The sequence below is a fragment of the Pseudomonas sp. BW7P1 genome (assembly GCF_024981055.1).
Taxonomy (GTDB): Bacteria; Pseudomonadota; Gammaproteobacteria; order Pseudomonadales; family Pseudomonadaceae; genus Aquipseudomonas; species Aquipseudomonas bananamidigenes.
On the sequence record NZ_CP103374.1, the window covers coordinates 3544535 to 3567974 of the forward strand.

Sequence of the window (23440 nt, forward strand, 5' to 3'; positions counted from 1 at the left end):
ACCGGAAGCAAAATCCGGGCGTCAACAGGACCAGGTATTGCACCGGGCAAATACACCCAATCACTCCACCAGAAAAGTGACATCAAAATAGTGGCGCGATATTAGATAGCCATCATTTTGGCGTCAATTAATGGTTTCGCCAAAACAGTGTTATCGATCAACGACATGGAGAAAATCGTCCCGATCCGGTGGATATGCAGGAGATTTCGCAGATCACGCAGTGAAATCCGGAAAACATGCAGGCGACGCTTCTCTGAAGAGAAATGCCTGACAGGCAATGACGCAGGAACTCTCAGCCAACAGGAATCCGTACCCATCCGCACAAGCCTGCATGTCGCAATAATCTGTAAACTCCCCCTCTTTCGCCGCTTTCACATCCACGCGGCCATCACCTTTTATATTGCGGAGTCAGCCTTGCGTCTGTTTCACACCTCCGACTGGCACCTTGGACAGAACCTGCACGGCCAGGAGCGCGATTTCGAGCACGCCTGTTTTCTCGAGTGGCTGTTGCGTCAAATGAAGCTGGCGCAGCCGGACGTGCTGCTGATTGCCGGTGACATCTTCGACACGGTCAATCCACCGGTCAAAGCCCAGGAACGCCTTTACGATTTCATCGTCAGCGCCCACGAGCAGCAGCCGTTGCTGACTATCGTGATGATTGCCGGCAACCACGATTCCGGCTCGCGAATCGAGCTGCCCGCGCCGTTGATGCGGCGTTTGCGTGCCCATGCGCTGGGTCGGGTGTTGTGGCTGGACGACGGCCAGCTCGATGCGGAACGCCTGTTGTTGCCGCTGCCGGATGCGTCCGGTGAGATCGCCGCGTGGTGCCTGGCGTTGCCGTTTTTGCGGCCTGCCGAGGTGACCGGCGCACATCTGGGCGACAACTATTTGCGCGGCATCGGCCAGGTGCATGAATGGCTGATCGACGCGGCCAACGCCAGGCGCCAGCCGGGCCAGGCGCTGGTCGCCATCAGCCACGCACACATGGCCGGCGGCTCGGTCTCGGAAGACTCCGAACGCAGCCTGATCATCGGCAACGCCGAAGCCCTGCCGGCCAGCCTGTTCGGGCCAAGCATCAGCTATGTCGCCCTCGGTCATTTGCACAAGCCGCAGAAGGTCAACGGCGAAGAACGGATTCGCTACAGCGGCTCGCCGATCCCGTTGTCCTTCTCGGAAATCAGCTATCAACACCAGATTCTCGACGTCGTGCTGGAGGGCGAAAAACTGGTGAGCGTCGAGCCGATATTGATTCCCCGCTCCGTCAACCTGCAACGCCTGGGCCCTGCGCCGCTGGCGGAAATCCTGCTGCAACTGGCGGATCTGCCGAACATCGATCTGCTGGCCGAACCCCAGCGCCAGCCGTGGCTGGAAGTGCGGGTGACTCTCGACGAACCGCAACCGGATCTGCGCCATCAGATCGAAAGCGCCCTGCAAGGCAAGGCTGTGCGACTGGTGCGGATCGCGGCGGAATACGCCGGTACGCGTGGCACTGATGGCGAGGACGGCAGTGCGCTGATCGATCTGGACCAGCTCACGCCGCAGGAACTGTTCAGCCGCGCCTGGCTCGACAACTACGGCAGCGAGGTCGACGAGCAAACCCTCAAGGACTTTGCCGAACTGCTGCAAGACGTACAAATGGAGGGCGAGCAGCCATGAAGATTCTCGCCATTCGTTTGAAGAACCTCGCTTCGCTGGCCGGCCCGTTCGAAATCGACTTCACCGCCGAACCGCTGGCCAGTGCCGGCCTGTTCGCCATCACCGGCCCGACCGGCGCCGGTAAAAGTACCCTGCTCGATGCCTTGTGCCTGGCGCTGTTCGGCGCCGTGCCACGTCTGAACAACACCGGACGCGACGCCAAGGTGCCGGACGCCGACGGTGAAATCGCCACCGGCGACCCACGCACCCTTCTGCGTCGCGGCACCGGCGAAGGTTTTGCCGAAGTGGATTTCGTCGGCGTCGATGGCCGCCGTTATCGCGCGCGCTGGGAAGCCAACCGGGCCCGGGAAAAGGCCGGCGGCAAGTTGCAGGCCAGCCGTCAGAGCCTGCGCGACATCGACCAGGATCAACTGCTCGCCAGCCAGAAAGGCGAGTACAAGGTTCAGCTCGAAGCCGCACTGGGCCTGAATTTCGAGCAGTTCACCCGCGCCGTGCTGCTGGCCCAGAGCGAGTTCAGCGCGTTCCTCAAGGCCGACGACAACGATCGCAGCGAACTGCTGGAAAAACTCACCGACACCGCGCTTTATACCCGCCTTGGCCGTCGCGCCTTCGACAAGACCAAAGAGGCACGCGAAGCCCACAAGCAATTGCAGGATCAGGCCAGCGGCGTGACACCGCTGCCGCCCGAGGCTCGCGCCGAACTCGACGCACGATTCGACGCCGCCCAGCAAGAACTGAAGTTGCAGCAGGCCCGGCTCAAACAGCTTGAGCAGCAGCACACCTGGCTCAAGGATCTGCACGTGCTGCAGGACGCACAACAAGCGGCGGCCGAGCAATTGCAAAGCGCCGAACACGAGCGCGACACGCTGGCCGGCGAACGCCTGCGATTGACGCGCCTTGAACAACTCGCCCCGCAACGGCACCAGTTCGCGCGCAAGGCCGAACTCGATGCGCTGCTGACGCCATTGGCTGCACAGATCAGTGCGAACACCCACAAACAACGCGAGTTGACTGAGCGCCAGACTCAACTTGAACAAGACCTGAGCGCTGCACAGATCGCCTTGGCCGAAGCGCAGAAGCAACAGACTGAAAGTGCGCCGCTGTTGCGTGAAGCGTTCGATGAGCAAAGCGCCCTCGCCCGCCTTGCCAAGGATGTCGCCTCCGGCAGCGAAGCGAAGCATTCAGCCGAACAGGCCTGCACTCAAGGCCAGAGCACAATCCAGACCCTGCTCGATCAGCAAAAGCAGGTCGCCGAACGCTTGCAGCGCATCGCCGCCGATCTTCAGCAAAGCATTCATCTGGCACCGTTGAGTGAAGCCTGGAATGCCTACCGCGACCGTTTGCAGCAACTGATGCTGATCGGCAACCGGCTGAACAAGGGCCAAAGCGAACTGGCGAATCTCGAACAGAACGCAGCCCGTGCAACCGAAGAACTCGCGACACAAAAGCAGCAGTTGGAGGTGCTGTTCAAAGAGGCCGGTGCCGAGCCGGACGCCGTCGCCGAGCAGATCGGCATCCTTGGCACTCTGTTGCAGGACAACCGCAAACAACTGCGCGCCATCGAAGAGCTGACACGCCTTTGGGCCAGCCAACAGGAACTGGACAAACGTGGCGGCGAATTGCAGCAGCGTCAGTTCGATGCGCAGCAGGAGCGCGAGCGCCTGACACAGGACGGGGTGAAAACCAAGGCCGAGCTTACCGTTGCCGAACAGACCCTCAGCGTCACCCGCGAACTGCTCGAACGTCAGCGGCTGGCCCGCAGTGCCAGCGTCGAAGAACTGCGTGCGCAGTTGCAGGACGATCAGCCGTGCCCGGTCTGCGGCAGTAACGAGCATCCGTATCACCAGCCGGAAGCACTCCTGCAAAGCCTCGGCCGCCACGATGAAGGCGAGCAGGCTGCCGCCCAGCAATCGGTCGATCAACTCAAGGAAAAACTCACGGAACTGCGCGCCGAGGTCGGCGGTGTGATTGCGCGGCAAAAGGAACTGCTGCAACAACAGGAGCAACTGGCGACGCAACAGCAAGCGCTGACGCCGAGTATCGAGGCACATCCGCTGGGCGCTTCGTTGCTGAATCAGGACAGCGACAAACGCACTGCCTGGCTGGCCCGCCAGAACGATCAACTGAACCAGAGCATCACCCAGGACGAACAACGGCAGACCGCCCTGCTCACCGTGCAACAGGACGCGGCGCGTCTGACCCGGCAATTGCGCCAGGCCGAAACCGAGCAGCAGCAAGCGGCGCAGCACCTGAGCAATCAACAGCGCGAGTTGAGCGCTGACCGCCAGCGTCTGGACGAAGAACTCGCCGCCTTCGCCACACTGCTGCCGAGCGACACCCTTGAAGCCTTGCGTGCCGAACCGGCGGCGACCTTCATGCAGCTTGACCGGCAGATCGCCGAGCGCCTGGCGCAGATCGATCAGCAAAAGGAAGAGCTGGCCGAACAGCAACAACGCCAACAGACGCTTGAGAAAGAACAGGATCGCCAGCAGAGCCGCTTGCAGCAGTTGCAAAATGCCGAGCAACAACTGAGCGCATTGACCGGCCAACAACAGGCCAGCCAGGAAAAACTCGCGCAGTTGCTGGGCGCTCACAATTGCGCCGAACACTGGCAACAGCAACTTGAGCAGGCAGTGGAAATGGCGCGCAATGCCGAATTCGCCACGACTCAGACCCTGCAGCACGTGCGCACGGAACATGTGCAAATCGCTGCCGAACTCAAGGCGCAACAAGAGCGTTTGCAGGCGCTGCAAACCGAAGACCACGAGCTGGCCGGCAAGATTGCCGACTGGCGCGCTCGCCACCCGGAACTGGATGACGGTGGCCTCGAAGATTTGTTGCGGGTCGATGACGCACAGGTCGGCGAACTGCGCGAGCGTTTGCTGCGCAACGAAAAAGCCCTGGAGCACGCCACCGTGCTGTTGCAGGAGCGCCAGCGCCAGTTGCTGGAGCATCAGGCGCAGCACAACGGCAACCTTGACCCTGAACAACTCAACACGGCCCTCGCCGAGGTGCAGCATCAGTGCAGCGCCAGCGAACAGCTCTGCGCCGAACTGCGGGCCGAGCAAGTCGAAGATCAGCGTCGGCAGAACGCCAACTCTGCGTTGGCGCAGCAGATCGCCGACGCCTATGCCGAGTATCAGCGCTGGGCGCGGCTCAATGCCCTGATCGGCTCAGCCACCGGCGACACCTTCCGCAAGATCGCCCAGGCCTACAACCTCGATCTGCTGGTGCATCACGCCAACGCGCAACTGCGCCAACTGGTCAAACGCTATCGCCTCAAGCGCGGCGGCAGCATGCTCGGCCTGCTGGTGATGGACACGGAAATGGGCGATGAACTGCGTTCGGTGCATTCGCTGTCCGGTGGCGAAACCTTTCTCGTCTCACTGGCGCTGGCATTGGGCCTCGCCTCAATGGCGTCGAGCACGCTGAAGATCGAATCGCTGTTCATCGATGAAGGTTTCGGCAGCCTCGATCCGGAATCGCTGCAACTGGCCATGGACGCCCTCGACGGTTTGCAGGCGCAGGGTCGCAAGGTCGCGGTGATTTCCCATGTGCAGGAAATGCACGAGCGGATTCCGGTGCAGATTCAGGTACAGCGCCAGGGCAATGGCTTGAGCACACTGGAGGTGAAATGAACACGCTGTATTCGTTCCGCCGCTGCCCGTACGCGATGCGGGCGCGGATGGCCCTGCGTTATTCGGGCGTACCGGTGGACATCATCGAAGTCAGCCTCAAGGCCAAACCGGCCGAGATGCTGGCGATCTCGCCCAAAGGTACGGTGCCGGTGCTGGATGCGGAGGGTCAGGTAATCGATGAGAGCCTGGAAATCATGCGTTGGGCGGTGGCGCAGAATGATCCGGAAAACTGGCTGCTGGGCGGCGATGCCAGGATTGCCGAATTGATCGAAGCCAACGATCAAGTGTTCAAGGTGCACCTGAATCGCTACAAGTACGCCGAACGTTATCCGGAACAGCCGATGGAGGTTTATCGCGCCGAAGGTGCGCGGTTCTTGCAGAAGCTTGATGAGTTACTTGAGAACCGCGACTACTTGCTGGCCGATCATCCTTGCCTGGCCGATATCGCGTTGCTGCCCTTCGTCCGCCAGTTCGCCCATGTCGATCGCGAGTGGTTTGCGACGACGCCTTATGGGCGGTTGCAGGCCTGGTTGCGGCGGTTTCTGGAATCTGATCTGTTCACCGGCATCATGAAAAAGTAAGCGCCTTACGCCAGCACCTGGCACATGCCGATAGCCGAGCAATCGACCTGAAACGGACCGAGAAAACCCGCTTCGGTTTTTACCGGTGGATTGCCGGCCAGCAGCCCCAGCGCATTGGCCCGTTCGATGTTGTGCGCGATGCTGTGGTTGGCCTCTATGGCGCGGGCCAGCCCGCCGACCGAGCCCTGACCGAATCCCAACAGGGATGCGCCGTTGGTCATGATCGCCAGACCGGCGATGACCCAGAATCTGTAGCCTTTCATGCTCCGACGGCTCCCGCGAGTTCTGTTGAACTCAACGCTGCATTCTGCGAGCGGAGTTCGAACTGGACGCCGGGATGCGCGACCTGGATCGGTGCATCGAAGCGGTGTTGCGATTGGGACGAGAGGCTGATGAACAGCACCATGACCAGGTACAGACCGATGGCCAGGTAGGCGCCGCGTTTGGCGGAAGTGAGGATTGAACTGGCCATGATGTGTGCTCCGTGGACAATGTTTCGAGGTCCACAGAATCAATCAAAAAAGCCGAGGTAACCACTCAGGGTTTGGCATAGTAACCATCAGCTTCGTTGATTATTTAGCCGGCCTATCCTGCCGTTTGAAAATACCTATTACCTGCCGATGCACACGTAAAAAACTGCCGAAGGCTGGGTTCTTTTGATTTTGCTTTTTCAAACAAGATCAAAAGAACCCAGCCTTTGGCAGTTCCAGGACGTGACGGAAATTTCAGTGTTGGGCTTTGTGATCCAGCGCGGCGTAGAAGTTGGCGCTTTGTTGCAGGTATTTCTGGGTATAGCTCTGGGTGTGGGATTTTTTGTCGCTGATTTCAACGTTGGCGCTGGCTGGCAGGGCAACGGTGGCGGAGATGGCAGAAGCGGCGATAACGGAGAAGAGATTGAAGTTCATGGCGGTAACCCTCGTGTTCAGTTGGCTTGCTTGCCCGGTCGGGCCGTGAAGCAAACTTAACGCTCGAGGGTTGCGCGCTTGAAATGCTTTGCACCATTACCTGTTATCAGCAGGATTAATACAAAGCTTCAGGCCCCGTAAACCGGGGCCTGCGGCTTATTGACGCACGATAAACTTGAGGTCGCTCGGGGCGTCCATCGGCAGTTTTTGCACGGTTTTGCCGAGCAGACCGGTCTTGCCGTCGCGTTCGACCACGACAATCTGGTTGCTCTTCTGATTGGCGATCAGCAGAAATTTGCCGCTCGGGTCGAGGCTGAACTCACGGGGGTGATCACCCTCCACCGAACGCCGTTGCAGTTCCTTGAGCTGGCCGCTGGCCGGATCGATGGCGAACACCAGCAGCTGATTGGCGGTGCCACGGTTGCTGACGTAGAGGAATTTGCCATCGGCGGACGCATGCAGTGCCGCAGCGGCTTTGTCCGACGTCGGCTGGCCGGCCGCCAGATCGACCATTTGCGTCTGGGTCAGCACGCCGTCCTTGTAATCGAACACGGCGACCTGAGCACTCATTTCCATGGTCAGCCAGGCGTGCTTACCGTCGGCGCTGAACAGCAGATGACGCGGCCCGCTGCCTGCCGGCAGTTGCACCGAAGCGGTTTTCGCCGGAGTCAGCGGCAGGTCCGGATTGGCTTTCGGGTCGAACTGGTAGATGAAGATTTTGTCGGCGCCCAGGTCGTTGGAGAACACATAGCGGCCGTCTGGCGAAGAGACCGTCGAGTGTACGTGGTTCGAGGCCTGACGCTCGGGATTGACCCGACTCGCCGGGTGCGCGCTCATCTGCACCACCGGTTTGAGCTTGCCGTCGCTGCCCACCGGCAACACCGCGAGGGTGCCGCCCGGATCTTCGACCACCGAATAGTTGCTGACAAACAGGTGGCTGGCGTCGCCGCTGAGGCTCGAGTGAGTTGGCTCGTTGCCCAGACTCTGCACCTGATTGATCAGGGTCAGTGCGTGGCTTTTGGGATCGATCGAATAACTGCTGACGCGCCCGACCGGGTCTTTCTGACCTGGGCCGTTTTCGTTGACCACGAACAGGTGGTGCTGATCCTTGGAAAGCGTCAGCCACGAAGGGTTTTCGCTCTTGATCACTTGCAGCGGCTTGGCGTCGATCTGGCCAGTGGCGCTGTCGAAGTTCATCCGGTAGATGCCCTGGCTGGTGCAGGCGGTGTAGGAGCCGACCAGTAGCTGGTAGCTCTCGGCGGATGCGCTGGAAAGGCCCATTGCACCCACACTGCCGGCCATCAGCAGCGGCCAGAATTTACGCATGTTCATTCGGTTTCATCCTCGTCGTCACCGCTGCCGAGTATGTCGCCGAGGCAGACCAGACGGTGTTCACCAACGGTTTTGGTGTCGCTGGCGTAGCCGACGATCAACCAGCTCTGCAGATCCTGGTCAAACGTCGCCGTTGCCACCTGAGCCGGTGTGAACTCCCAATGTTTGGCCGTTCGGCCATCGATGCACTCGATATGCAGGTTGTCGTTTTGATCGAGGGCGAATTCAAAGGCGTGCAGGCCATCGATTTCGACCATACCGCAATGTTCGAGGGCGTGGAGAAGGGTGTCGGGTACGGCAGTCATGGTGCTCATGTCTTTCAGGGGGGGAAGTGGCAATGATAGCTCAAAGCAGCCGCTGAGCCCTTGTGGGAGCGAGCTTGCTCGCGAATACGGAGTGTCAGGCAATCAATTAGTGACTGGACGGCCGCCTTCGCGAGCAAGCTCGCTCCCACAGGGATCTCGCTGTGGATTAGAGCGCCTCGCGCGAAGGCTTGCCGTCGACCAGCCGCTGAATCCGCAACGGGTTGGCATTTTTCAGCGGTTCCGGCAGCAGGCTGTCGGGGTAGTTCTGGAAGCACACCGGACGCAGGAAACGATCGATCGCCAGGGTGCCGACCGATGTGCCGCGAGCATCCGAAGTCGCCGGATACGGCCCACCATGGACCATCGAATCACAGACCTCGACCCCGGTCGGGTAACCGTTGAGCAGGATCCGGCCGACCTTCTGTTCCAGCAACGGTGTCAGCTCCGGGAACTGCACAAAGTCTGCGGGCTCGCCGATGATCGTCGCCGTGAGCTGACCATGCAGCCCCAGCAGCGCCGTACTGAGTTGCGCCTGATCGGCCACTTCGACGATCACCGTGGTCGGGCCGAACACTTCCTCCTGCAGCACTTCATCGCCATTGATCAACAGGCTGACATCTGCCTTGAACAATTGCGGCTGCGCCTGATTGCCCTGCTGCGGGTTGCCGGCCAGGTGCTCGATGCCGGCGTGCGCCGACAGCTTTTCCAGGCCCTTGCCGTAGCTGCCGAGTGTCCCGGCGTTGAGCATGGTTTGCGCCGGTTGATCGCCGATCAACGCGGCGACCTGCTCGACGAACGCCGTGAACTGCGGCGAGCGGATGCCGATCACCAGGCCCGGGTTGGTACAGAACTGACCGCAACCCTGCACCACCGAAGCCGTCAGATCGCGAGCGACGGTTTCCGAACGCACGGTCAGGGCCTGGGGCAGCACGATCACCGGGTTGATGCTCGACATTTCGGCGAACACCGGAATCGGCTGCGCACGCGCGGCGGCCATGTCGCACAGTGCCCGCCCCCCTTTCAGTGAACCGGTGAACCCCACGGCCTGAATCGCCGGATGCTTGACCAGCCACTCACCCACTCCACCGCCATAGACCATGTTGAATACGCCGTCCGGCATCGCGGTTTTCTCCGCCGCCCGAATCACCGCGTCGGCCACGAGTTCGGCCGTGGCCATGTGGCCCGTGTGGGCCTTGAACACCACCGGGCAACCGGCGGCCAGCGCTGATGCGGTGTCGCCGCCGGCAGTGGAGAATGCGAGCGGAAAGTTGCTCGCGCCAAATACTGCCACCGGGCCGAGGCCGATGCGGTACTGGCGCAGATCGGGACGCGGCAACGGTTGACGATCCGGCAACGGCAAGTCAATCCGCGCACCGTAGAAATCACCGCGCCGCAGGACTTTGGCGAACAACCGCATCTGGCCGCTGGTGCGGCCGCGTTCACCCTGAATCCGTGGGGCAGGCAGCGCGGTTTCGCGGCAAACCACGGCAACGAAATCATCACCCAGCGCATCCAGCTCATCGGCGATGGCGTCGAGAAACTGCGCGCGTCGTTCGGCGCTCAAGCTTCGATAAGCCGGGTAGGCTGAAGACGCGGCTTTGGCAGCGGCGTCCACTTCCTCCTGCGTCGCCTGAATGAAATCGTGAGGAAGCGCCTCGCCCGTCGTGGCGTCGAGGCTCTGTAACTTGATGCTGCCTGCCGCGCTGCGACGACCGCCGATGTAGTTGTGACCGAGAATCTGAGTCATGGGATCTCCTTAAAGGGTGCCGATGCTGTCCGGTTGAAAAACGGCTCCAACCGGGGCGATGCCGTTGACCAGCGGCGCGCCGAATTCGGCCTGACTGATCTCGAACACATCGCCCGGCTGAGTGCGGATGCCATCGGCGAACGACAGGGTCGCGGTGCCGAAAAAATGAATGTGCACGTCGCCCGGACGCAGGAACTGGCTGTACTTGAAGTGGTGGTATTCGAGGTTCGCGAGGCTGTGGCACATGTTGGCCTCACCGCTGAGAAACTCGTTCTGCCACAGCACTTCACCGTTACGCAGGATGCGGCTGGTGCCGGCCAGATGCTGCGGCAATTCACCGACGCGCAGTTCCGGACCGTAACTGCAACTGCGCAGTTTTGAGTGAGCGAGGTACAGGTAATTCTTGCGCTCCATGACGTGATCGGAGAACTCGTTGCCCACCGCGAACCCGAGGCGATACGGCTTGCCGTCGTGGCCGATAACGTAGAGGCCGGCCATCTCCGGCTCTTCGCCGGCGTCTTCGGCAAACGGCGGCAGCGGGAACGGCTGACCGGGACGCACGACAATGCTGCCGTCGCCTTTGTAGAACCATTCCGGCTGCACGCCGGCCTGTCCCGCCGCCGGTTTGCCACCCTCCACGCCCCACTTGAAGATGCGCATGGTGTCGGTCATCGCCGCTTCGTCGCCGGCCTGTTGGTGCATCTTGTCCCGGGCCGAGGCGCTGCCGAGGTGCGTGAGCCCGGTGCCGCTGACCAGCAGGTGCGCCGGGTCCGGGTGGTCCAGCGGCGGCAGGATGCGCAGGTCTTTGAGCAACTGCGGGTAATCATGGCTGACGCCGAGACCCAGGGTCTGCACTTGCTGCGCGAGAGTGCTGCCGGCTTCAATCGCGGCCAGGGCGAGATCACGAACCGTGCGCGCATCCTGCACTTCGCGCACCAGGCCACCCTCGACCACCCCGACACGGCGCTCGCCGTTACTCAATTCGAATTGAACCAGATGCATAAATCCTCTCCTGTAAACAAGCCTTTGAAACACCCCAAGACCCTGTGGGAACTGGCTTGCCAGCTCCCACAAGGACCAGCTCCCACAAGGAATAGTGCCGATCATTCAGATGCGCGTTGCGCCCCTTGCACTCGCTGCAAACTGCTCGACCGGCAACACATGCCTACGCTCCAGCAAGCGATAGACGACGCCCGTCAGAAGCAGCCCGAACACCATCACGGCGGACAGGAAGTACAGACCGGAACCGAGATTGCCGGTGTACTCCTTCAACGCGCCGATCACGAACGGGCCGAGGTAACCGCCGAGGTTGCCCACCGAGTTGATCAGGGCAATGCCCGCCGCCGCACTGGCGCCGGCGAAGAACCGCCCCGGCAAGGTCCAGAACACCGCCGTGCAGGAGAACAGCGCAAATGCCACCAGGCACAGTGCTGCCAGTTGCGCCACGGGCAACGACAGCCAGGCGCTGAGGAACAGGCCGATGGCACCCAGCACATAGAGCACCGCCAGATGCCCGTAGCGGTCATTCATGCGATCGGAGCTGCGCGGCACGATCAGCAGACCGACGATGCCGAAGATGTAAGGCACTGACGAGACAAAACCGGTCACCAGATCGCTGCCACCGAACTGTTTGATCAGGGTCGGCAGCCATAGTCCCAGGCCATAGATGCTCAGGGTCACCGGCAGATAGAAAAGCGCCAGCAGCAACACACGTTTGTCTTTCAGTGCATGCAGCGGATTGCCGTGACGGGTCTGGCCGTATTCCTGCAGATCCTTCTTCAGCTCGCCGGTCAGCCAGTCCTTCTCGGCCTGGTCCATCCAGTTCACTTGCTGCGGGCCGTCCGGCAACCAGCGCAATACCGGCCAGGTCAGCAGGATCGCCGGGGTGCCGATGACGATGAACAGCCACTGCCAGCCATGCAGACCGAGGATGCCGTCCATGCCCAACAGGCCACCGGACACGGGGCCGGTGATCATCATCGCGATGGGTTGGGAAAGGATGAACAGCCCGAGAATCCGGCCGCGATGGCGCACCGGAAACCATTGGGTGATGTAGTACAGAACGCCGGGAAAGAACCCCGCCTCCGCCGCGCCTAGCAGAAAACGCATCACGTAAAAACTGTGCGGTCCCTGGACGAACGCCATGCCGATGGTGATCGCGCCCCAGGTGATCATGATCCGCGCGAACCAGCGCCTTGCGCCGAAGCGTTCGAGCATCAGGTTGCTGGGAATCTCCAGCAGAAAGTAGCCAATGAAAAACAGCCCGGCACCGAGACCGTAGGCGGCGTCGCCGATGCCGATGTCGGCACCCATGTGCAGCTTGGCGAAGCCGACGGCGGAGCGATCCACATAGGCGATGAGGTACAGCAGGATCAAGAAGGGAATCAGTTTCAGCGTGATGCGACGGACAAGCCGCAGCTCCTGGCTCATGGGATCGGTCTCCGATTGTTGTTTTTATGGAACCTCCGGGGACGCCTCTCGCAGAAAACTGCCAGGGCCGTCCCTCACTCGAAACGACTATATAGTAATACTTATTGCTCAACAACACTTCCAAATGTCGGTTTTTGAGCTTATGTTTAGCTGAGACTCGCAACCAATAGTATTACAATATAGAGAATCGATCATGTCTGAAAAGAAACCCACCCTGCGCTCCGCCCAATGGTTTGGCACCGCCGACAAGAACGGTTTCATGTACCGCAGCTGGATGAAAAATCAGGGCATCGCCGACCATCAGTTTCATGGCAAGCCGATCATCGGCATCTGCAACACCTGGTCGGAGCTGACGCCGTGCAACGCGCACTTCCGCCAGATCGCGGAGCACGTCAAACGCGGGGTGATCGAGGCTGGCGGGTTCCCGGTGGAATTCCCGGTGTTCTCCAACGGCGAGTCGAACCTGCGCCCGACCGCCATGCTCACCCGCAACCTGGCGAGCATGGATGTCGAGGAAGCGATTCGCGGCAACCCGATCGACGGCGTGGTGCTGCTGACCGGTTGCGACAAGACCACCCCGGCGCTGCTGATGGGGGCAGCCAGTTGCGACGTGCCGGCGATCGTCGTCACCGGCGGGCCGATGCTCAACGGCAAGCACAAGGGCAAGGACATCGGTTCCGGCACCGTGGTCTGGCAGCTCAGCGAGCAGGTCAAGGCCGGCACCATCACGATTGACGACTTCCTCGCGGCCGAGGGTGGCATGTCCCGCTCGGCCGGTACTTGCAACACCATGGGCACCGCCTCGACCATGGCCTGCATGGCCGAAGCACTGGGCACGTCCCTGCCCCACAACGCCGCGATTCCCGCGGTGGATGCGCGGCGTTATGTGCTGGCGCACATGTCCGGCATGCGTGCAGTCGAGATGGTGCGCGAAGATTTGAAGCTGTCGAAGATCCTGACCAAAGAGGCTTTCGAAAACGCGATCCGGGTCAACGCGGCGATTGGCGGTTCGACCAACGCGGTGATCCACCTCAAAGCCATCGCCGGGCGCATCGGCGTTGAGCTCGATCTGGACGACTGGACGCGCATCGGTCGCGGCATGCCGACCATTGTCGACCTGCAACCCTCCGGGCGTTTCCTGATGGAAGAGTTTTACTACGCGGGCGGCTTGCCGGCTGTATTGCGCCGCCTCGGCGAGGCCAATCTGATTCCGAATCCGGATGCATTGACGGTCAATGGCAAATCCATCGGCGAGAACACCAGGGACGCACCGATCTACGGCGAAGACGAAGTGATCCGCACCCTCGACAACCCGATCCGCGCTGACGGCGGGATCTGCGTGTTGCGCGGCAACCTGGCGCCATTGGGCGCGGTACTCAAGCCATCAGCCGCCACACCGGAACTGATGCAGCACCGTGGCCGCGCCGTGGTGTTCGAGAACTTCGATGTGTACAAGGCACGGATCAACGACCCGGAACTGGACGTTGATGCCGACTCGATTTTGGTGATGAAGAACTGCGGGCCGAAGGGTTATCCAGGCATGGCCGAAGTCGGCAACATGGGTTTGCCGGCCAAACTGCTGGCCCAGGGCGTGACGGATATGGTGCGAATCTCCGACGCGCGCATGAGCGGCACGGCGTACGGCACCGTCGTGTTGCACGTCGCCCCGGAAGCGGCGGCCGGCGGACCTTTGGCGGTGGTGAAGGAAGGTGACTGGATCGAGCTGGACTGCGCCAATGGCCGTCTGCACCTGGACATTCCGGACGCCGAACTGGCGGCGCGCATGGCGGATCTGCAACCACCGCAGCAATTGCTCGTGGGGGGTTATCGTCAGCTGTATATCGATCATGTGCTGCAGGCGGATCAGGGTTGCGACTTTGATTTCCTGGTCGGTTGCCGAGGTGCTGAAGTGCCCCGCCATTCCCATTAACACCACCGTCCTCTGTGGGAGCTGCCTTGCCAGCGATTACGGTCTTTCAGCTGATTTTCATGTTGACTGACACTCCGCCATCGCTGGCAAGCCAGCTCCCACATTTGCTTTGTGTATCTGCCTCAAGATTGTGTGGTGCCTGCTATGATGCGCGGCATCTCCATCGCTCAGGATCGCGCCGCTCCCCATGGATTACCGCAAACCTTCCGACCGCAAAAGCATGCACTCGCGCATCGTTCAGGAACTGGGCATGCAGATCGTTTCCGGCCGTTTTCTGCCCGACGACAAACTGCCCGCCGAAGCCTTGCTCTGTGAGGAATACGCGGTCAGTCGGCCGGTGTTGCGCGAGGCCACGCGAGTGTTGGTCGCCAAGGGTCTGGTGTACTCGAAGCCTCGCGTCGGCACCGTGGTCAAGCCGCGCCGCGAATGGCACATGCTCGATCCGGACGTACTGCACTGGCTGATGCAAAGCAGCCCGCAGAATGAATTCTTCAATGTGCTGACCAGCGTGCGCAGCATCATCGAACCGGCCGCCGCCGCCCTCGCCGCCCAGCACGCCACGGAGGCTGACATTGCCGCGATTGGTGAAGCCTACCGGCGCATGGAAGCCGCACCGACCCCGGAAGCCCTGCTGCAACCGGATCTGGACTTCCACAGCCGCATTGCCGACGCGACCCACAACGATTTGCTGGCGAACCTGTGCAACATGCTGTCGGTGGCGATTGCCGAGGCGTTGAAGCATTCGAACCAGCGACCGAATCTGCATGAACTGGCGCTGCCTCGGCACAAGGCGATTCTCACCGCCATCGAGAACCGGGATGCGTTGGGGGCCCGGCATGCGACCTTGGTGCAACTGGATGATGCGCGCAGTGCGTTGAGTGTTGTGCTCGGCACTGACCTCTCCTGAACGCTATAAACCTGTGGGAGCTGGCTTGCCAGCGATGAGGGCTTAACGCTCAAAATGGGTGTGGCCTGTTATTCCGCTATCGCTGGCAAGCCAGCTCCCACAGGGTTAATCGTGAACTTCGAGACATAAAAAAAGCCGCAACCCCAAGGTTGCGGCTTTTCGTTTCAGGCTCCCCAATCAGTGGGCAAACAGCGAATTGCCCTTCTGCCCCGCCAGCTTCTCAGGTTTGATCAGGAACTTGGCAAGCGCCGGCAACAGCCACAGCGCACCGAACATGTTCCACAGAAGCATGAAGGTCAGCATCAGGCCCATGTCGGCCTGGAACTTGATCGCCGAGAAGATCCAGGTGCATACGCCGATGGCCAGGCACAGACCGGTGAACAGTACCGCTTTACCGGTGGACTTCAGGGTCTGGTAATAGGCTTCCTGCAACGGCAGACCGGCACGCAGGAAACTTTCCAGACGGCTGTAGATGTAGATGCCGTAATCCACGCCGATCCCCACGCCCAGCGCCACCACCGGCAGGGTCGCCACCTTGACGCCGATGCCCATGAATGCCATCAGCGCGTTGCCCAGCACCGAGGTCAATACCAACGGCAAGACGATGCACAAGGTTGCTGCCCAGGAGCGGAAGGTGATCATGCACATCACTGCAACGCAGATGTACACCAGAACCAGGATGGTCAGCTCGGCCTGCTTGATGACTTCGTTGGTGGCCGCCTCGATCCCGGCGTTACCGGCCGCGAGGATGAATTCCAGGCCATCCTTGTTGTTGTCTCTGGCGAATTCCTGCACGGCTTTCACCGCACGATCCAGGGTTTCGGCCTTGTGATCGTTGAGGAACACCAACACCGGTGCCAGCGAGCAACTGTTGTTGTACAGGCCATCGGCACGGGCGATGGAGTTGTTCAGCACGTCCGGGTTGCGCGACAGGGTTTCCCATTTCAGGTTGCCCTCGTTCATGCCCTTGATCATCTGCTTGGACACGGTTACCAGCGAGATCGCCGACTGCACGCCCTCGGTGTTCTGCATCTTCCACATCAGCTCGTCGATCGGCGCCATGGCTTCGTAGCGCGAGCAGCCTTCTGCCTTGGTCTTCACCATCACCACCAACACGTCGGAGCTGGTGGAATAATTGTTGATGATGAAGTTGTTGTCCTTGTTGTAGCGCGAGTCCGGACGCAGTTCCGGCGCGCCCTGGTCGAGGTCGCCGATCTTCAGGTTCTGGCTGTACCAGAGGCCACCACCGAAGGCGATGAGCGCCAGCGCGACGGACACCGGTGCGACTTTCGGACTGGCGAAGTTCGACAGCAGGCGCCAGAACGGGTGCTCGCGGTTCGCGTCCTTCTTGCTCTTGGCGATGGCGCGCTTGCTGATGCCGACATAGGAAATCGCCACCGGCAGCAGGATCAGGTTGGTGAACACGATCACCGCCACGCCGATGGACGCGCCGATGGCCAGCTCACGGATCACGCCGATATCGATGATCAGCAATGTGATGAAGCCCACCGCATCGGCGAGAATCGCGATCATCCCCGGCAGGAACAGTTGCCGGAACGTGCGCCGTGCGGCAGTCAGGGCGTTGTCCGCTTCGCTTGATTGCAGGGCGATACCGTTGATTTTCTGCACGCCGTGGGAAATCCCGATGGCGAAGATCAGGAACGGCACCAGCATCGAATACGGATCGAGGCCGAACCCGAAGAAGTGCATCAACCCCAGCTGCCAGACCACCGCCACCAGCGTGGTGCTCAACACCGCCACGGTACTGCGCAGGCAGTGGGTGAACCACAGCAGCAGGATCAGGGTGATGACGAAGGCCACGCCGAAGAACATCACCACCATCACCAGACCGTCGATCAGATCACCGACCTTCTTGGCGAAACCGACGATGTGGATCTTGACGTTGGGGTTCTGCGCTTCGAACTTGTTGCGGATTTTGTCTTCCAGTTCATGGGAGAACTGACGGTAGTCCAGCGCCAGCAACTTGCCCTGGTCCTGCGGGTCCGGGTAGGACTCCAGCAGCGGGATGTCGACGATGCTCGATTTGAAGTCGTTGGCCACCAGACGCCCGACCTGCCCCGACTTGAGCACGTTGTTGCGCAGCATGTCGAGGCTGTCCTGGGAGCCGTCGTAGCTCTGCGGGATCACTTCACCGCCGGCGAAACCTTCCTCGGTCACTTCGGTCCAGCGCACGCTCGGGCTCCACAGCGACTTCAGGCCGGAACGGTCGACGCCGGAGATGTAGAACACCTCGTCGTTGATCTGGCGCAGGGTTTCCATGTACTCCCTGGTGAAGATGTCGCCATCCTTCGCTTCCACCGAAATGCGCACGGTGTTGCCCAGGTTCGTCAGATCGTTGCGGTGCTCCATCATCTTCTCGATGAACGGATGCTTGAGCGGGATCATTTTTTCGAAGCTGGTGGATGGCCGGATCAGTGTGGCCTGCCAGAACAGGAAGATGCTGACCAGCAGGCAGATCACGATCACTGCCGGGCGGTTGTTGAAGATCAGGCGTTCGAGGAACGTCGCCTTGTCCTGATGATGAGTGCTCAAGGAAGTCATAGCCCCGCCTTCTTGTTATGGATTCGGCTCATTTGCCCAGCTCGGTGCCGTCTGGCGTGGTGGTGTGGACGCCACCCTGCCCGCTCAGGATCAGGTTGCCGTTGCCGGCGGCGGTGACCGACGACAGCGAGATGCGATCCGGGCGGTTGAACACACTGAAGGTTTCACCGTTGTCGCTGCTGCTGATCACCGTGCCGCCGTTGCCGACGATGATGATGGAGCCGTCGTCGAGCCGTGTGGCGCCGGACAGGCCGAATTCCAGCGCACCGCGCGCCGCCTTGAGTTCGATCTGCTGCCAGGTGCTGCCGAAGTCGGTGGAGCGATAGAGGTTGCCGCGCAGCCCGTAGGCCAGCATCGTGGAAGGCTGGGCAGTGCCGATCACACCGAACAGCGAGCCTTGATAGGGGCCCTCGATTTTTTCCCAGGTCTGGCCCCAGTCGGCGGAACGGAACATCGCGCCCTGCTCGCCCACGATGAACAGCCCGGCGTCCTTGACGGCAGCAATGGCGTTGAGGTGGAACTGGTCCTGGTTGTCGAGGCGGTCGCTCACATCCTGCCAGTGCTTGCCGCCGTCGGTGGTTTCCAGCAAGGCGCCGTAGGCACCCACGGCAAGACCGTTGTCGAGGTCCTTGAACCAGAGATCAAGCAGCGGCGATTCGCGCTTGAGGTCTTCGAACTGTTTGGTCCAGGTCTGGCCGCCGTCTTCACTGGCGAGTATCTGCGCGTCATGGCCGACGGCCCAGCCGTGCTTGTCATCGACGAAATACACGGCCGTCAGCAACTGGCGGCTCGGCACCTTGGCCTGGGTCCAGGTCTTGCCCTGGTCATCGGAGTAGAGAATGTGCCCGCGATCCCCGACCGCCACCAGCCGTGCGCCGGCATGAACGACATCGAGCATCAGGCTTTTCGGGGCCCTGGCCGATTCGATGGCGTAGACCACATCGGCGGGCGCTTCGGCAGCCAGGACAGGCGCCGACAAGGTGGCAAAGCCCAGCAGAGAGAGTGCTGTGGCCAGCAACGCGGTGTTGCGTAACGCCGGCGGGCGGCAACGACTCATAGACCTTCCCCTATTTATTATTGTTAGGCCGTTCGGCCTTCAAGGGCGCCGCAAGCGTGCTCCAGCGACGGTTGGTCAGAAGCATAGTCCTGAAACCCGCAACCCAGAGCCACTTCGGAAGCTGGCTCATCCTATCGGGCATTCGAAACGTCTGACAATCGGCGCAACGTTATCTTTTGTTAACCGCGCAAGCTGGTGTTGCGAATGAATTCCAGTGTGGGAGCGAGCCTGCTCGCGAAGGCGGCGCTGCAGTCAGCATCATCACTGGCTGACCCACCGCTTTCGCGAGCAGGCTCGCTCCCACAGGGGAATGCTGGTGTGTTCGTGATTGCGGTAGAGGGTGAATGCGCGGGCATTCGTCCGACTGATGGAAGGGAATCTTGCACCGGGGACTTGCGCGATCGGTATTATGGTATACCATCAGACGTACAGACACTCTTTATCCCCTACGGAGCAGCGCATGAGTTTCGAAATTCGCAAGATCGTCAGCTATGTCGAAGAGACCTTCATTGAAGGCGGCAAGGCGTCCGATACCCCGGTGACCATGGCTGGCCTGGCCGTCGTGATGAAGAACCCGTGGGTCGGCAACGGCTTTGTCGAAGACCTCAAGCCGCAGATCCGCGCCAACTGCTCTGACCTGGGCGCGATGATGGTCGAGCGACTGGTGGGCATCATCGGCGGCGCCGAGAAGATCGAGGCCTATGGCAAAGCGGCAGTGGTCGGCGCCGATGGCGAGATCGAACACGCCTCGGCGGTAATCCACACCCTGCGCTTCGGCAACCACTACCGCGAAGCGGTCAAGGCCAAGAGTTACCTGAGCTTCACCAACAAGCGCGGCGGTCCCGGCACTTCGATCCAGATACCGATGATGCACAAGGACGACGAAGGCCTGCGCTCGCACTACATCACCCTGGAAATGCAGATCGAAGACGCTCCTCGCGCCGACGAAATCGTCGTGGTGCTCGGTTGCGCCGACGGTGGTCGTCTGCACCCGCGCATCGGCAACCGCTACATCGATCTGGAAGAACTGGCCGCCGAAAAAGCCCGGTCAGCACAATAAAAAGGCATTGCAGGAGCGCTCCATGATTCGGCATACCGCTGAACTCACCCCGGCCGGCACCAGTTATCTGGCGACCGGCCAGGGCCACCCCGTGGTGTTGATCCACGGCGTGGGCCTGAACAAAGAAATGTGGGGCGGCCAGATCGTTGGCCTGGCCGCGCAATACCGGGTGATCGCCTATGACATGCTCGGGCACGGCGCCAGTCCGCGACCGGCGAGCGGCACCACCCTGCTCGGTTATGCCGATCAGTTGCTGGAACTGCTCGACCACCTGCAATTGCCGCTGGCATCGGTGATCGGTTTTTCCATGGGCGGTCTGGTGGCGCGGGCGTTTGCCCTGCATTTTCCGGAGCGCCTGAAAAGCCTGGTAGTGCTCAACAGCGTGTTCAACCGCAGCGAAGAACAGCGCGCCGGGGTCATTGCCCGCACCGCGCAAGCGGCCGAACACGGGCCGGACGCGAATGCCGAAGCGGCACTGTCGCGCTGGTTCAGCCGTGAGTATCAGGCGGCCAACCCGGCGCAGATCGCCGCGATTCGCCAGACCCTGGCCGGCAATGACCCGCAGGGTTACCTGACCACTTATGAATTGTTCGCCACCCAGGACATGTACCGCGCCGACGATCTGGGCAGCATCCAGGCGCCGACACTGATCGCCACCGGCGAGCTGGACCCCGGATCGACCCCGGAAATGGCTGCGCAACTGGCGGCACGCATCCCCGGCGCGAAGGTTGCCGTGCTGCCCGAACAACGGCATATGATGCCGGTAGAGTCGCCGCGACTGGTCAACCAGCTGTTGCTGGAGTTTCTCGAAAGCGCGCACGCCCGACAAAACCATATAAAGGGGATCGTTGCATGACACTCGCACGCTTCCAGATGTGCATCGGCGGAGAATGGGTCGATGCCCTCTCCGGCAAGACCTTCGAAAGCCTTAACCCGGCGCTGGCCGCGCCTTGGGCCGAACTGCCAGACGCCGATGAGGCCGACGTCGAACGCGCCGTTCAAGCCGCGCAGACCGCCTTCGACAGCCCGGCGTGGCGTGGTTTGACCGCCACCGCACGCGGCAAACTGTTGCGTCGTCTCGGTGACCTGATCGCCGAAAACAAGGAACAACTGGCGCAACTGGAAAGCCGCGACAACGGCAAACTGATCCGCGAAACCCGGGGTCAGGTCGGTTATCTGCCGGAGTTTTTCCACTACACCGCCGGCCTTGCCGACAAGCTCGAAGGCGGCACCCTGCCGCTGGACAAGCCCGACCTGTTTGCCTACACCGTGCACGAAGCCATGGGAGTGGTCGCCGCGATCATTCCGTGGAACAGCCCGCTTTATCTGACCGCGATCAAACTGGCGCCGGCGCTGGCAGCGGGCAACACCATCGTGATCAAACCCTCTGAACACGCCTCGGCAACCATTCTGGAGCTGGCGCGCCTGGCTCTCGAAGCCGGGATTCCGCCGGGCGTGGTCAACGTCGTTACCGGCTACGGCCCGAGCACCGGCGCCGCACTCACCCGTCATCCGCTGATCCGCAAGATCGCCTTCACCGGCGGCGCAGCCACGGCCCGGCATGTGGTGCGCAGCAGCGCCGAGAATTTCGCCAAGCTGTCGCTGGAACTGGGCGGCAAGTCACCGAACATCATCTTTGCCGACGCCGATCTCGACAGCGCAATCAATGGTGCCATCGCCGGGATCTATGCGGCGTCCGGGCAGAGTTGCGTGTCCGGTTCGCGACTGCTGGTGCAGGACGACATCTACGACGAATTCGTCAGCCGACTGGTGGAACGCGCCCAACGCATCCGCATCGGCAACCCGCAGGACGACAACAGCGAAATGGGCCCGATGGCCACCGCTCAGCAACTGGCGGTGGTCGAAGGTCTGGTGGCCGATGCCATTGCTGAAGGTGCACGCCTGCGTCTGGGCGGCAAGCGTCCGAGCGGCGTGGGCGACGGCTGGTTTTACGAGCCGACGCTGTTCGAATGCGACCGTAATTCGATGAAGATCATGCAGGAAGAAGTGTTCGGCCCGGTGGCCTCGGTGATCCGGTTCAAGGACGAAGCCGAGGCCCTGGCGATTGCCAACGACTCGCAGTTCGGCCTCGCCGCCGGCATCTGGACCCGCGATCTGGGCCGCGCCCACCGCCTGGCCCGGGACGTGCGCTCGGGGATCATCTGGGTCAACACCTACCGTGCAGTGTCGGCGATGGCACCGATCGGCGGTTTCAAGAACAGTGGCTATGGACGCGAAAGCGGCATCGACTCGGTGCTGGCCTACACCGAACTGAAAACGGTGTGGATCAACCTCTCCCAGGCGCCGATGCCTGATCCGTTTGTGATGCGTTAGGAGTCCTGCGACATGATCGAACCCGGCATTTACAAAGACGTCATGGGCTCGTTTCCGTCCGGGGTCACGGTGGTCACCACCCTCGACCCGGACGGCGGCATCGTCGGCATCACCGCCAGCGCCTTCAGTGCGCTGTCGATTGATCCGGCGCTGGTGCTGTTCTGCCCCAACTACGCCTCCGACACCTACCCGGTGCTGCGCGACAGCAAGCGTTTCGCGATCCATTTGCTGTCCGCCGACCAGACCGCCGAGGCCTACGCCTTCGCCGGCAAAGGCAAGGACAAGGCCAACGGCATCGACTGGCATTTGAGCGAGCTCGGCAATCCGATCCTCGCCAGGGCCACGGCGATCATCGAATGCGAACTGTGGCGCGAATACGACGGCGGCGACCACGCGATCATCGTCGGCGCGGTGAAGAACCTGATCCTGCCGGAGCAGCCGGTGACGCCGATGATTTATCACAAGGGCAAGCTCGGCGCGTTGCCGACACTGGCCTGAGAGATTCACACAGATTCCACTGTGGGAGCGGGCTTGTGGTGACTGGAGGATTTATGAGTAACGAGAAGTATGAGCAGGGCCTGAAGATCCGCACCCAAGTGCTCGGCGAAGCCTACGTGCAGCGCTCGATCGAGAACGCCGACGATTTCACCCGCCCGTTGCAGGAAATGGTCACCGAATACTGCTGGGGCCATGTCTGGGGACGCGAAGGTCTGTCGCTCAAGGAACGCAGCATGATCAACCTGGCGATGATCTCGGCGCTCAACCGTCCGCACGAACTGAAACTGCATGTGCGCGGCGCCTTGCGTAACGGCCTGAGTCGTGAGCAAATACGCGAAATTCTGCTTCAGGTCGGTATTTATTGCGGCGTCCCGGCAGCCGTGGACAGTTTCCGGCTCGCCCGCGAAGCCTTCGCCGAAGCCGACGCCGAGGCCTCCAGTTAACCCCTCGGCTGTTTGAATGCCCGTCTGGCATGGACAGCCAACTTAAAGAGCGGAC

General features: G+C 61.3%; 20 protein-coding genes. 10 read left to right on the forward strand and 10 right to left on the reverse strand.

All coding sequences use genetic code 11. The features are described 5' to 3' along the window. Positions 1-414: 414 nt before the first annotated feature. Genes NWV16_RS15690 through NWV16_RS15700 form a run of 3 tightly spaced genes read left to right on the forward strand, consistent with a single transcriptional unit; the run spans position 415 to position 5875 of the window. Entirely contained in the window at positions 415-1656 is a 1242-nt protein-coding gene (locus tag NWV16_RS15690) for an exonuclease SbcCD subunit D C-terminal domain-containing protein (protein WP_260519794.1), read from the forward strand. After that, positions 1653-5294, forward strand: a complete 3642-nt coding sequence (locus NWV16_RS15695; RefSeq protein ID WP_260519795.1) for an AAA family ATPase — start codon at positions 1653-1655, stop codon at positions 5292-5294. Before NWV16_RS15690 ends, NWV16_RS15695 begins: the two co-directional genes overlap by 4 nt. Beyond that, a complete protein-coding gene (locus tag NWV16_RS15700) occupies positions 5291-5875 on the forward strand; it encodes a glutathione S-transferase (RefSeq protein WP_260519796.1) in 585 nt (194 codons plus the stop codon). The genes NWV16_RS15695 and NWV16_RS15700 overlap by 4 nt, the downstream gene beginning before the upstream one ends. Before the next feature lie 5 nt (positions 5876-5880). Here the strand turns inward: NWV16_RS15700 and NWV16_RS15705 are convergent, their stop codons facing one another. The 8 genes from NWV16_RS15705 to NWV16_RS15740 all read right to left on the reverse strand — a co-directional run bounded on the left by NWV16_RS15705 (position 5881) and on the right by NWV16_RS15740 (position 12594). Then, positions 5881-6138, reverse strand: a complete 258-nt coding sequence (locus NWV16_RS15705) for a hypothetical protein (RefSeq protein ID WP_065259855.1) — start codon at positions 6136-6138, stop codon at positions 5881-5883. After that, positions 6135-6347 (reverse strand): hypothetical protein, encoded by a 213-nt coding sequence (locus NWV16_RS15710; protein ID WP_260519797.1) that lies wholly within the window; start codon positions 6345-6347, stop codon positions 6135-6137. The genes NWV16_RS15705 and NWV16_RS15710 overlap by 4 nt, the downstream gene beginning before the upstream one ends. Before the next feature lie 253 nt (positions 6348-6600). Then, complete coding sequence (locus NWV16_RS15715) at positions 6601-6780, reverse strand: hypothetical protein (RefSeq protein ID WP_007941320.1); 180 nt, start codon at positions 6778-6780, stop codon at positions 6601-6603. Positions 6781-6936: 156 nt separating this feature from the next. Continuing rightward, positions 6937-8112, reverse strand: a complete 1176-nt coding sequence (locus NWV16_RS15720; RefSeq protein WP_260519798.1) for a lactonase family protein — start codon at positions 8110-8112, stop codon at positions 6937-6939. Beyond that, positions 8109-8417, reverse strand: coding sequence for a DUF5629 family protein (locus tag NWV16_RS15725; protein ID WP_260519799.1), 309 nt, complete (start codon positions 8415-8417; stop codon positions 8109-8111). Before NWV16_RS15725 ends, NWV16_RS15720 begins: the two co-directional genes overlap by 4 nt. 166 nt (positions 8418-8583) lie before the next feature. Continuing rightward, a complete protein-coding gene (locus tag NWV16_RS15730) occupies positions 8584-10164 on the reverse strand; it encodes an aldehyde dehydrogenase (NADP(+)) (protein ID WP_260519800.1) in 1581 nt (526 codons plus the stop codon). A gap of 9 nt (positions 10165-10173) precedes the next feature. Then, on the reverse strand, positions 10174-11166 hold the full coding sequence (gene araD1 / locus NWV16_RS15735; protein ID WP_260519801.1) for an AraD1 family protein: 993 nt from the start codon (positions 11164-11166) through the stop codon (positions 10174-10176). Between the two features lie 105 nt (positions 11167-11271). Continuing rightward, entirely contained in the window at positions 11272-12594 is a 1323-nt protein-coding gene (locus NWV16_RS15740; protein WP_260519802.1) for an MFS transporter, read from the reverse strand. A 193-nt stretch (positions 12595-12787) separates the two neighbouring features. On the opposite strand from NWV16_RS15740, the gene NWV16_RS15745 reads away from it, so the two are divergent. Together NWV16_RS15745 and NWV16_RS15750 are read left to right on the forward strand one after the other, a co-directional pair. Beyond that, positions 12788-14524 carry an IlvD/Edd family dehydratase gene (locus NWV16_RS15745; RefSeq protein WP_260519803.1) on the forward strand — a complete coding sequence of 579 codons (1737 nt, stop codon included), beginning with the start codon at positions 12788-12790 and terminating at the stop codon, positions 14522-14524. Positions 14525-14711: 187 nt separating this feature from the next. After that, the gene (locus NWV16_RS15750; protein WP_260519804.1) at positions 14712-15431 is read left to right on the forward strand and encodes a FadR/GntR family transcriptional regulator; all 720 of its coding nucleotides are present in this window, start codon (positions 14712-14714) and stop codon (positions 15429-15431) included. Between the two features lie 177 nt (positions 15432-15608). Here the strand turns inward: NWV16_RS15750 and NWV16_RS15755 are convergent, their stop codons facing one another. Beyond that, positions 15609-17993 (reverse strand): efflux RND transporter permease subunit, encoded by a 2385-nt coding sequence (locus tag NWV16_RS15755; protein ID WP_260519805.1) that lies wholly within the window; start codon positions 17991-17993, stop codon positions 15609-15611. A 28-nt stretch (positions 17994-18021) separates the two neighbouring features. Then, positions 18022-19050 carry a WD40/YVTN/BNR-like repeat-containing protein gene (locus tag NWV16_RS15760; RefSeq protein ID WP_260519806.1) on the reverse strand — a complete coding sequence of 343 codons (1029 nt, stop codon included), beginning with the start codon at positions 19048-19050 and terminating at the stop codon, positions 18022-18024. A 460-nt stretch (positions 19051-19510) separates the two neighbouring features. Between NWV16_RS15760 and NWV16_RS15765 the strand changes: the two genes are divergently transcribed. Genes NWV16_RS15765 through NWV16_RS15785 form a run of 5 tightly spaced genes read left to right on the forward strand, consistent with a single transcriptional unit; the run spans position 19511 to position 23385 of the window. Beyond that, positions 19511-20110: an amino acid synthesis family protein gene (locus NWV16_RS15765; protein WP_260519807.1), complete on the forward strand. Its 600-nt coding sequence runs from the start codon at positions 19511-19513 to the stop codon at positions 20108-20110. A 22-nt stretch (positions 20111-20132) separates the two neighbouring features. Next, positions 20133-20966: an alpha/beta fold hydrolase gene (locus NWV16_RS15770; protein ID WP_260519808.1), complete on the forward strand. Its 834-nt coding sequence runs from the start codon at positions 20133-20135 to the stop codon at positions 20964-20966. Then, positions 20963-22444 carry an aldehyde dehydrogenase gene (locus tag NWV16_RS15775; protein ID WP_260519809.1) on the forward strand — a complete coding sequence of 494 codons (1482 nt, stop codon included), beginning with the start codon at positions 20963-20965 and terminating at the stop codon, positions 22442-22444. The genes NWV16_RS15770 and NWV16_RS15775 overlap by 4 nt, the downstream gene beginning before the upstream one ends. A gap of 12 nt (positions 22445-22456) precedes the next feature. Continuing rightward, positions 22457-22942, forward strand: a complete 486-nt coding sequence (locus tag NWV16_RS15780) for a flavin reductase family protein (protein WP_260519810.1) — start codon at positions 22457-22459, stop codon at positions 22940-22942. A 53-nt stretch (positions 22943-22995) separates the two neighbouring features. Next, positions 22996-23385 (forward strand): carboxymuconolactone decarboxylase family protein, encoded by a 390-nt coding sequence (locus tag NWV16_RS15785; protein ID WP_007957404.1) that lies wholly within the window; start codon positions 22996-22998, stop codon positions 23383-23385. The last annotated feature ends 55 nt before the right edge of the window (positions 23386-23440 follow it).

Excerpts from the sequence above, each read along its gene's own strand:
- NWV16_RS15695 (WP_260519795.1), top strand. The coding sequence starts at position 1,653 with ATGAAGATTCTCGCCATTCGTTTGAAGAACCTCGCTTCGCTGGCCGGC.
- NWV16_RS15700 (WP_260519796.1), top strand. The coding sequence starts at position 5,291 with ATGAACACGCTGTATTCGTTCCGCCGCTGCCCGTACGCGATGCGGGCG.
- NWV16_RS15705 (WP_065259855.1), bottom strand. The coding sequence starts at position 6,138 with ATGAAAGGCTACAGATTCTGGGTCATCGCCGGTCTGGCGATCATGACC.
- NWV16_RS15710 (WP_260519797.1), bottom strand. The coding sequence starts at position 6,347 with ATGGCCAGTTCAATCCTCACTTCCGCCAAACGCGGCGCCTACCTGGCC.
- NWV16_RS15715 (WP_007941320.1), bottom strand. The coding sequence starts at position 6,780 with ATGAACTTCAATCTCTTCTCCGTTATCGCCGCTTCTGCCATCTCCGCC.
- NWV16_RS15720 (WP_260519798.1), bottom strand. The coding sequence starts at position 8,112 with ATGAACATGCGTAAATTCTGGCCGCTGCTGATGGCCGGCAGTGTGGGT.
- NWV16_RS15725 (WP_260519799.1), bottom strand. The coding sequence starts at position 8,417 with ATGACTGCCGTACCCGACACCCTTCTCCACGCCCTCGAACATTGCGGT.
- NWV16_RS15730 (WP_260519800.1), bottom strand. The coding sequence starts at position 10,164 with ATGACTCAGATTCTCGGTCACAACTACATCGGCGGTCGTCGCAGCGCG.
- araD1 (WP_260519801.1), bottom strand. The coding sequence starts at position 11,166 with ATGCATCTGGTTCAATTCGAATTGAGTAACGGCGAGCGCCGTGTCGGG.
- NWV16_RS15740 (WP_260519802.1), bottom strand. The coding sequence starts at position 12,594 with ATGAGCCAGGAGCTGCGGCTTGTCCGTCGCATCACGCTGAAACTGATT.
- NWV16_RS15745 (WP_260519803.1), top strand. The coding sequence starts at position 12,788 with ATGTCTGAAAAGAAACCCACCCTGCGCTCCGCCCAATGGTTTGGCACC.
- NWV16_RS15750 (WP_260519804.1), top strand. The coding sequence starts at position 14,712 with ATGGATTACCGCAAACCTTCCGACCGCAAAAGCATGCACTCGCGCATC.
- NWV16_RS15755 (WP_260519805.1), bottom strand. The coding sequence starts at position 17,993 with ATGACTTCCTTGAGCACTCATCATCAGGACAAGGCGACGTTCCTCGAA.
- NWV16_RS15760 (WP_260519806.1), bottom strand. The coding sequence starts at position 19,050 with ATGAGTCGTTGCCGCCCGCCGGCGTTACGCAACACCGCGTTGCTGGCC.
- NWV16_RS15765 (WP_260519807.1), top strand. The coding sequence starts at position 19,511 with ATGAGTTTCGAAATTCGCAAGATCGTCAGCTATGTCGAAGAGACCTTC.
- NWV16_RS15770 (WP_260519808.1), top strand. The coding sequence starts at position 20,133 with ATGATTCGGCATACCGCTGAACTCACCCCGGCCGGCACCAGTTATCTG.
- NWV16_RS15775 (WP_260519809.1), top strand. The coding sequence starts at position 20,963 with ATGACACTCGCACGCTTCCAGATGTGCATCGGCGGAGAATGGGTCGAT.
- NWV16_RS15780 (WP_260519810.1), top strand. The coding sequence starts at position 22,457 with ATGATCGAACCCGGCATTTACAAAGACGTCATGGGCTCGTTTCCGTCC.
- NWV16_RS15785 (WP_007957404.1), top strand. The coding sequence starts at position 22,996 with ATGAGTAACGAGAAGTATGAGCAGGGCCTGAAGATCCGCACCCAAGTG.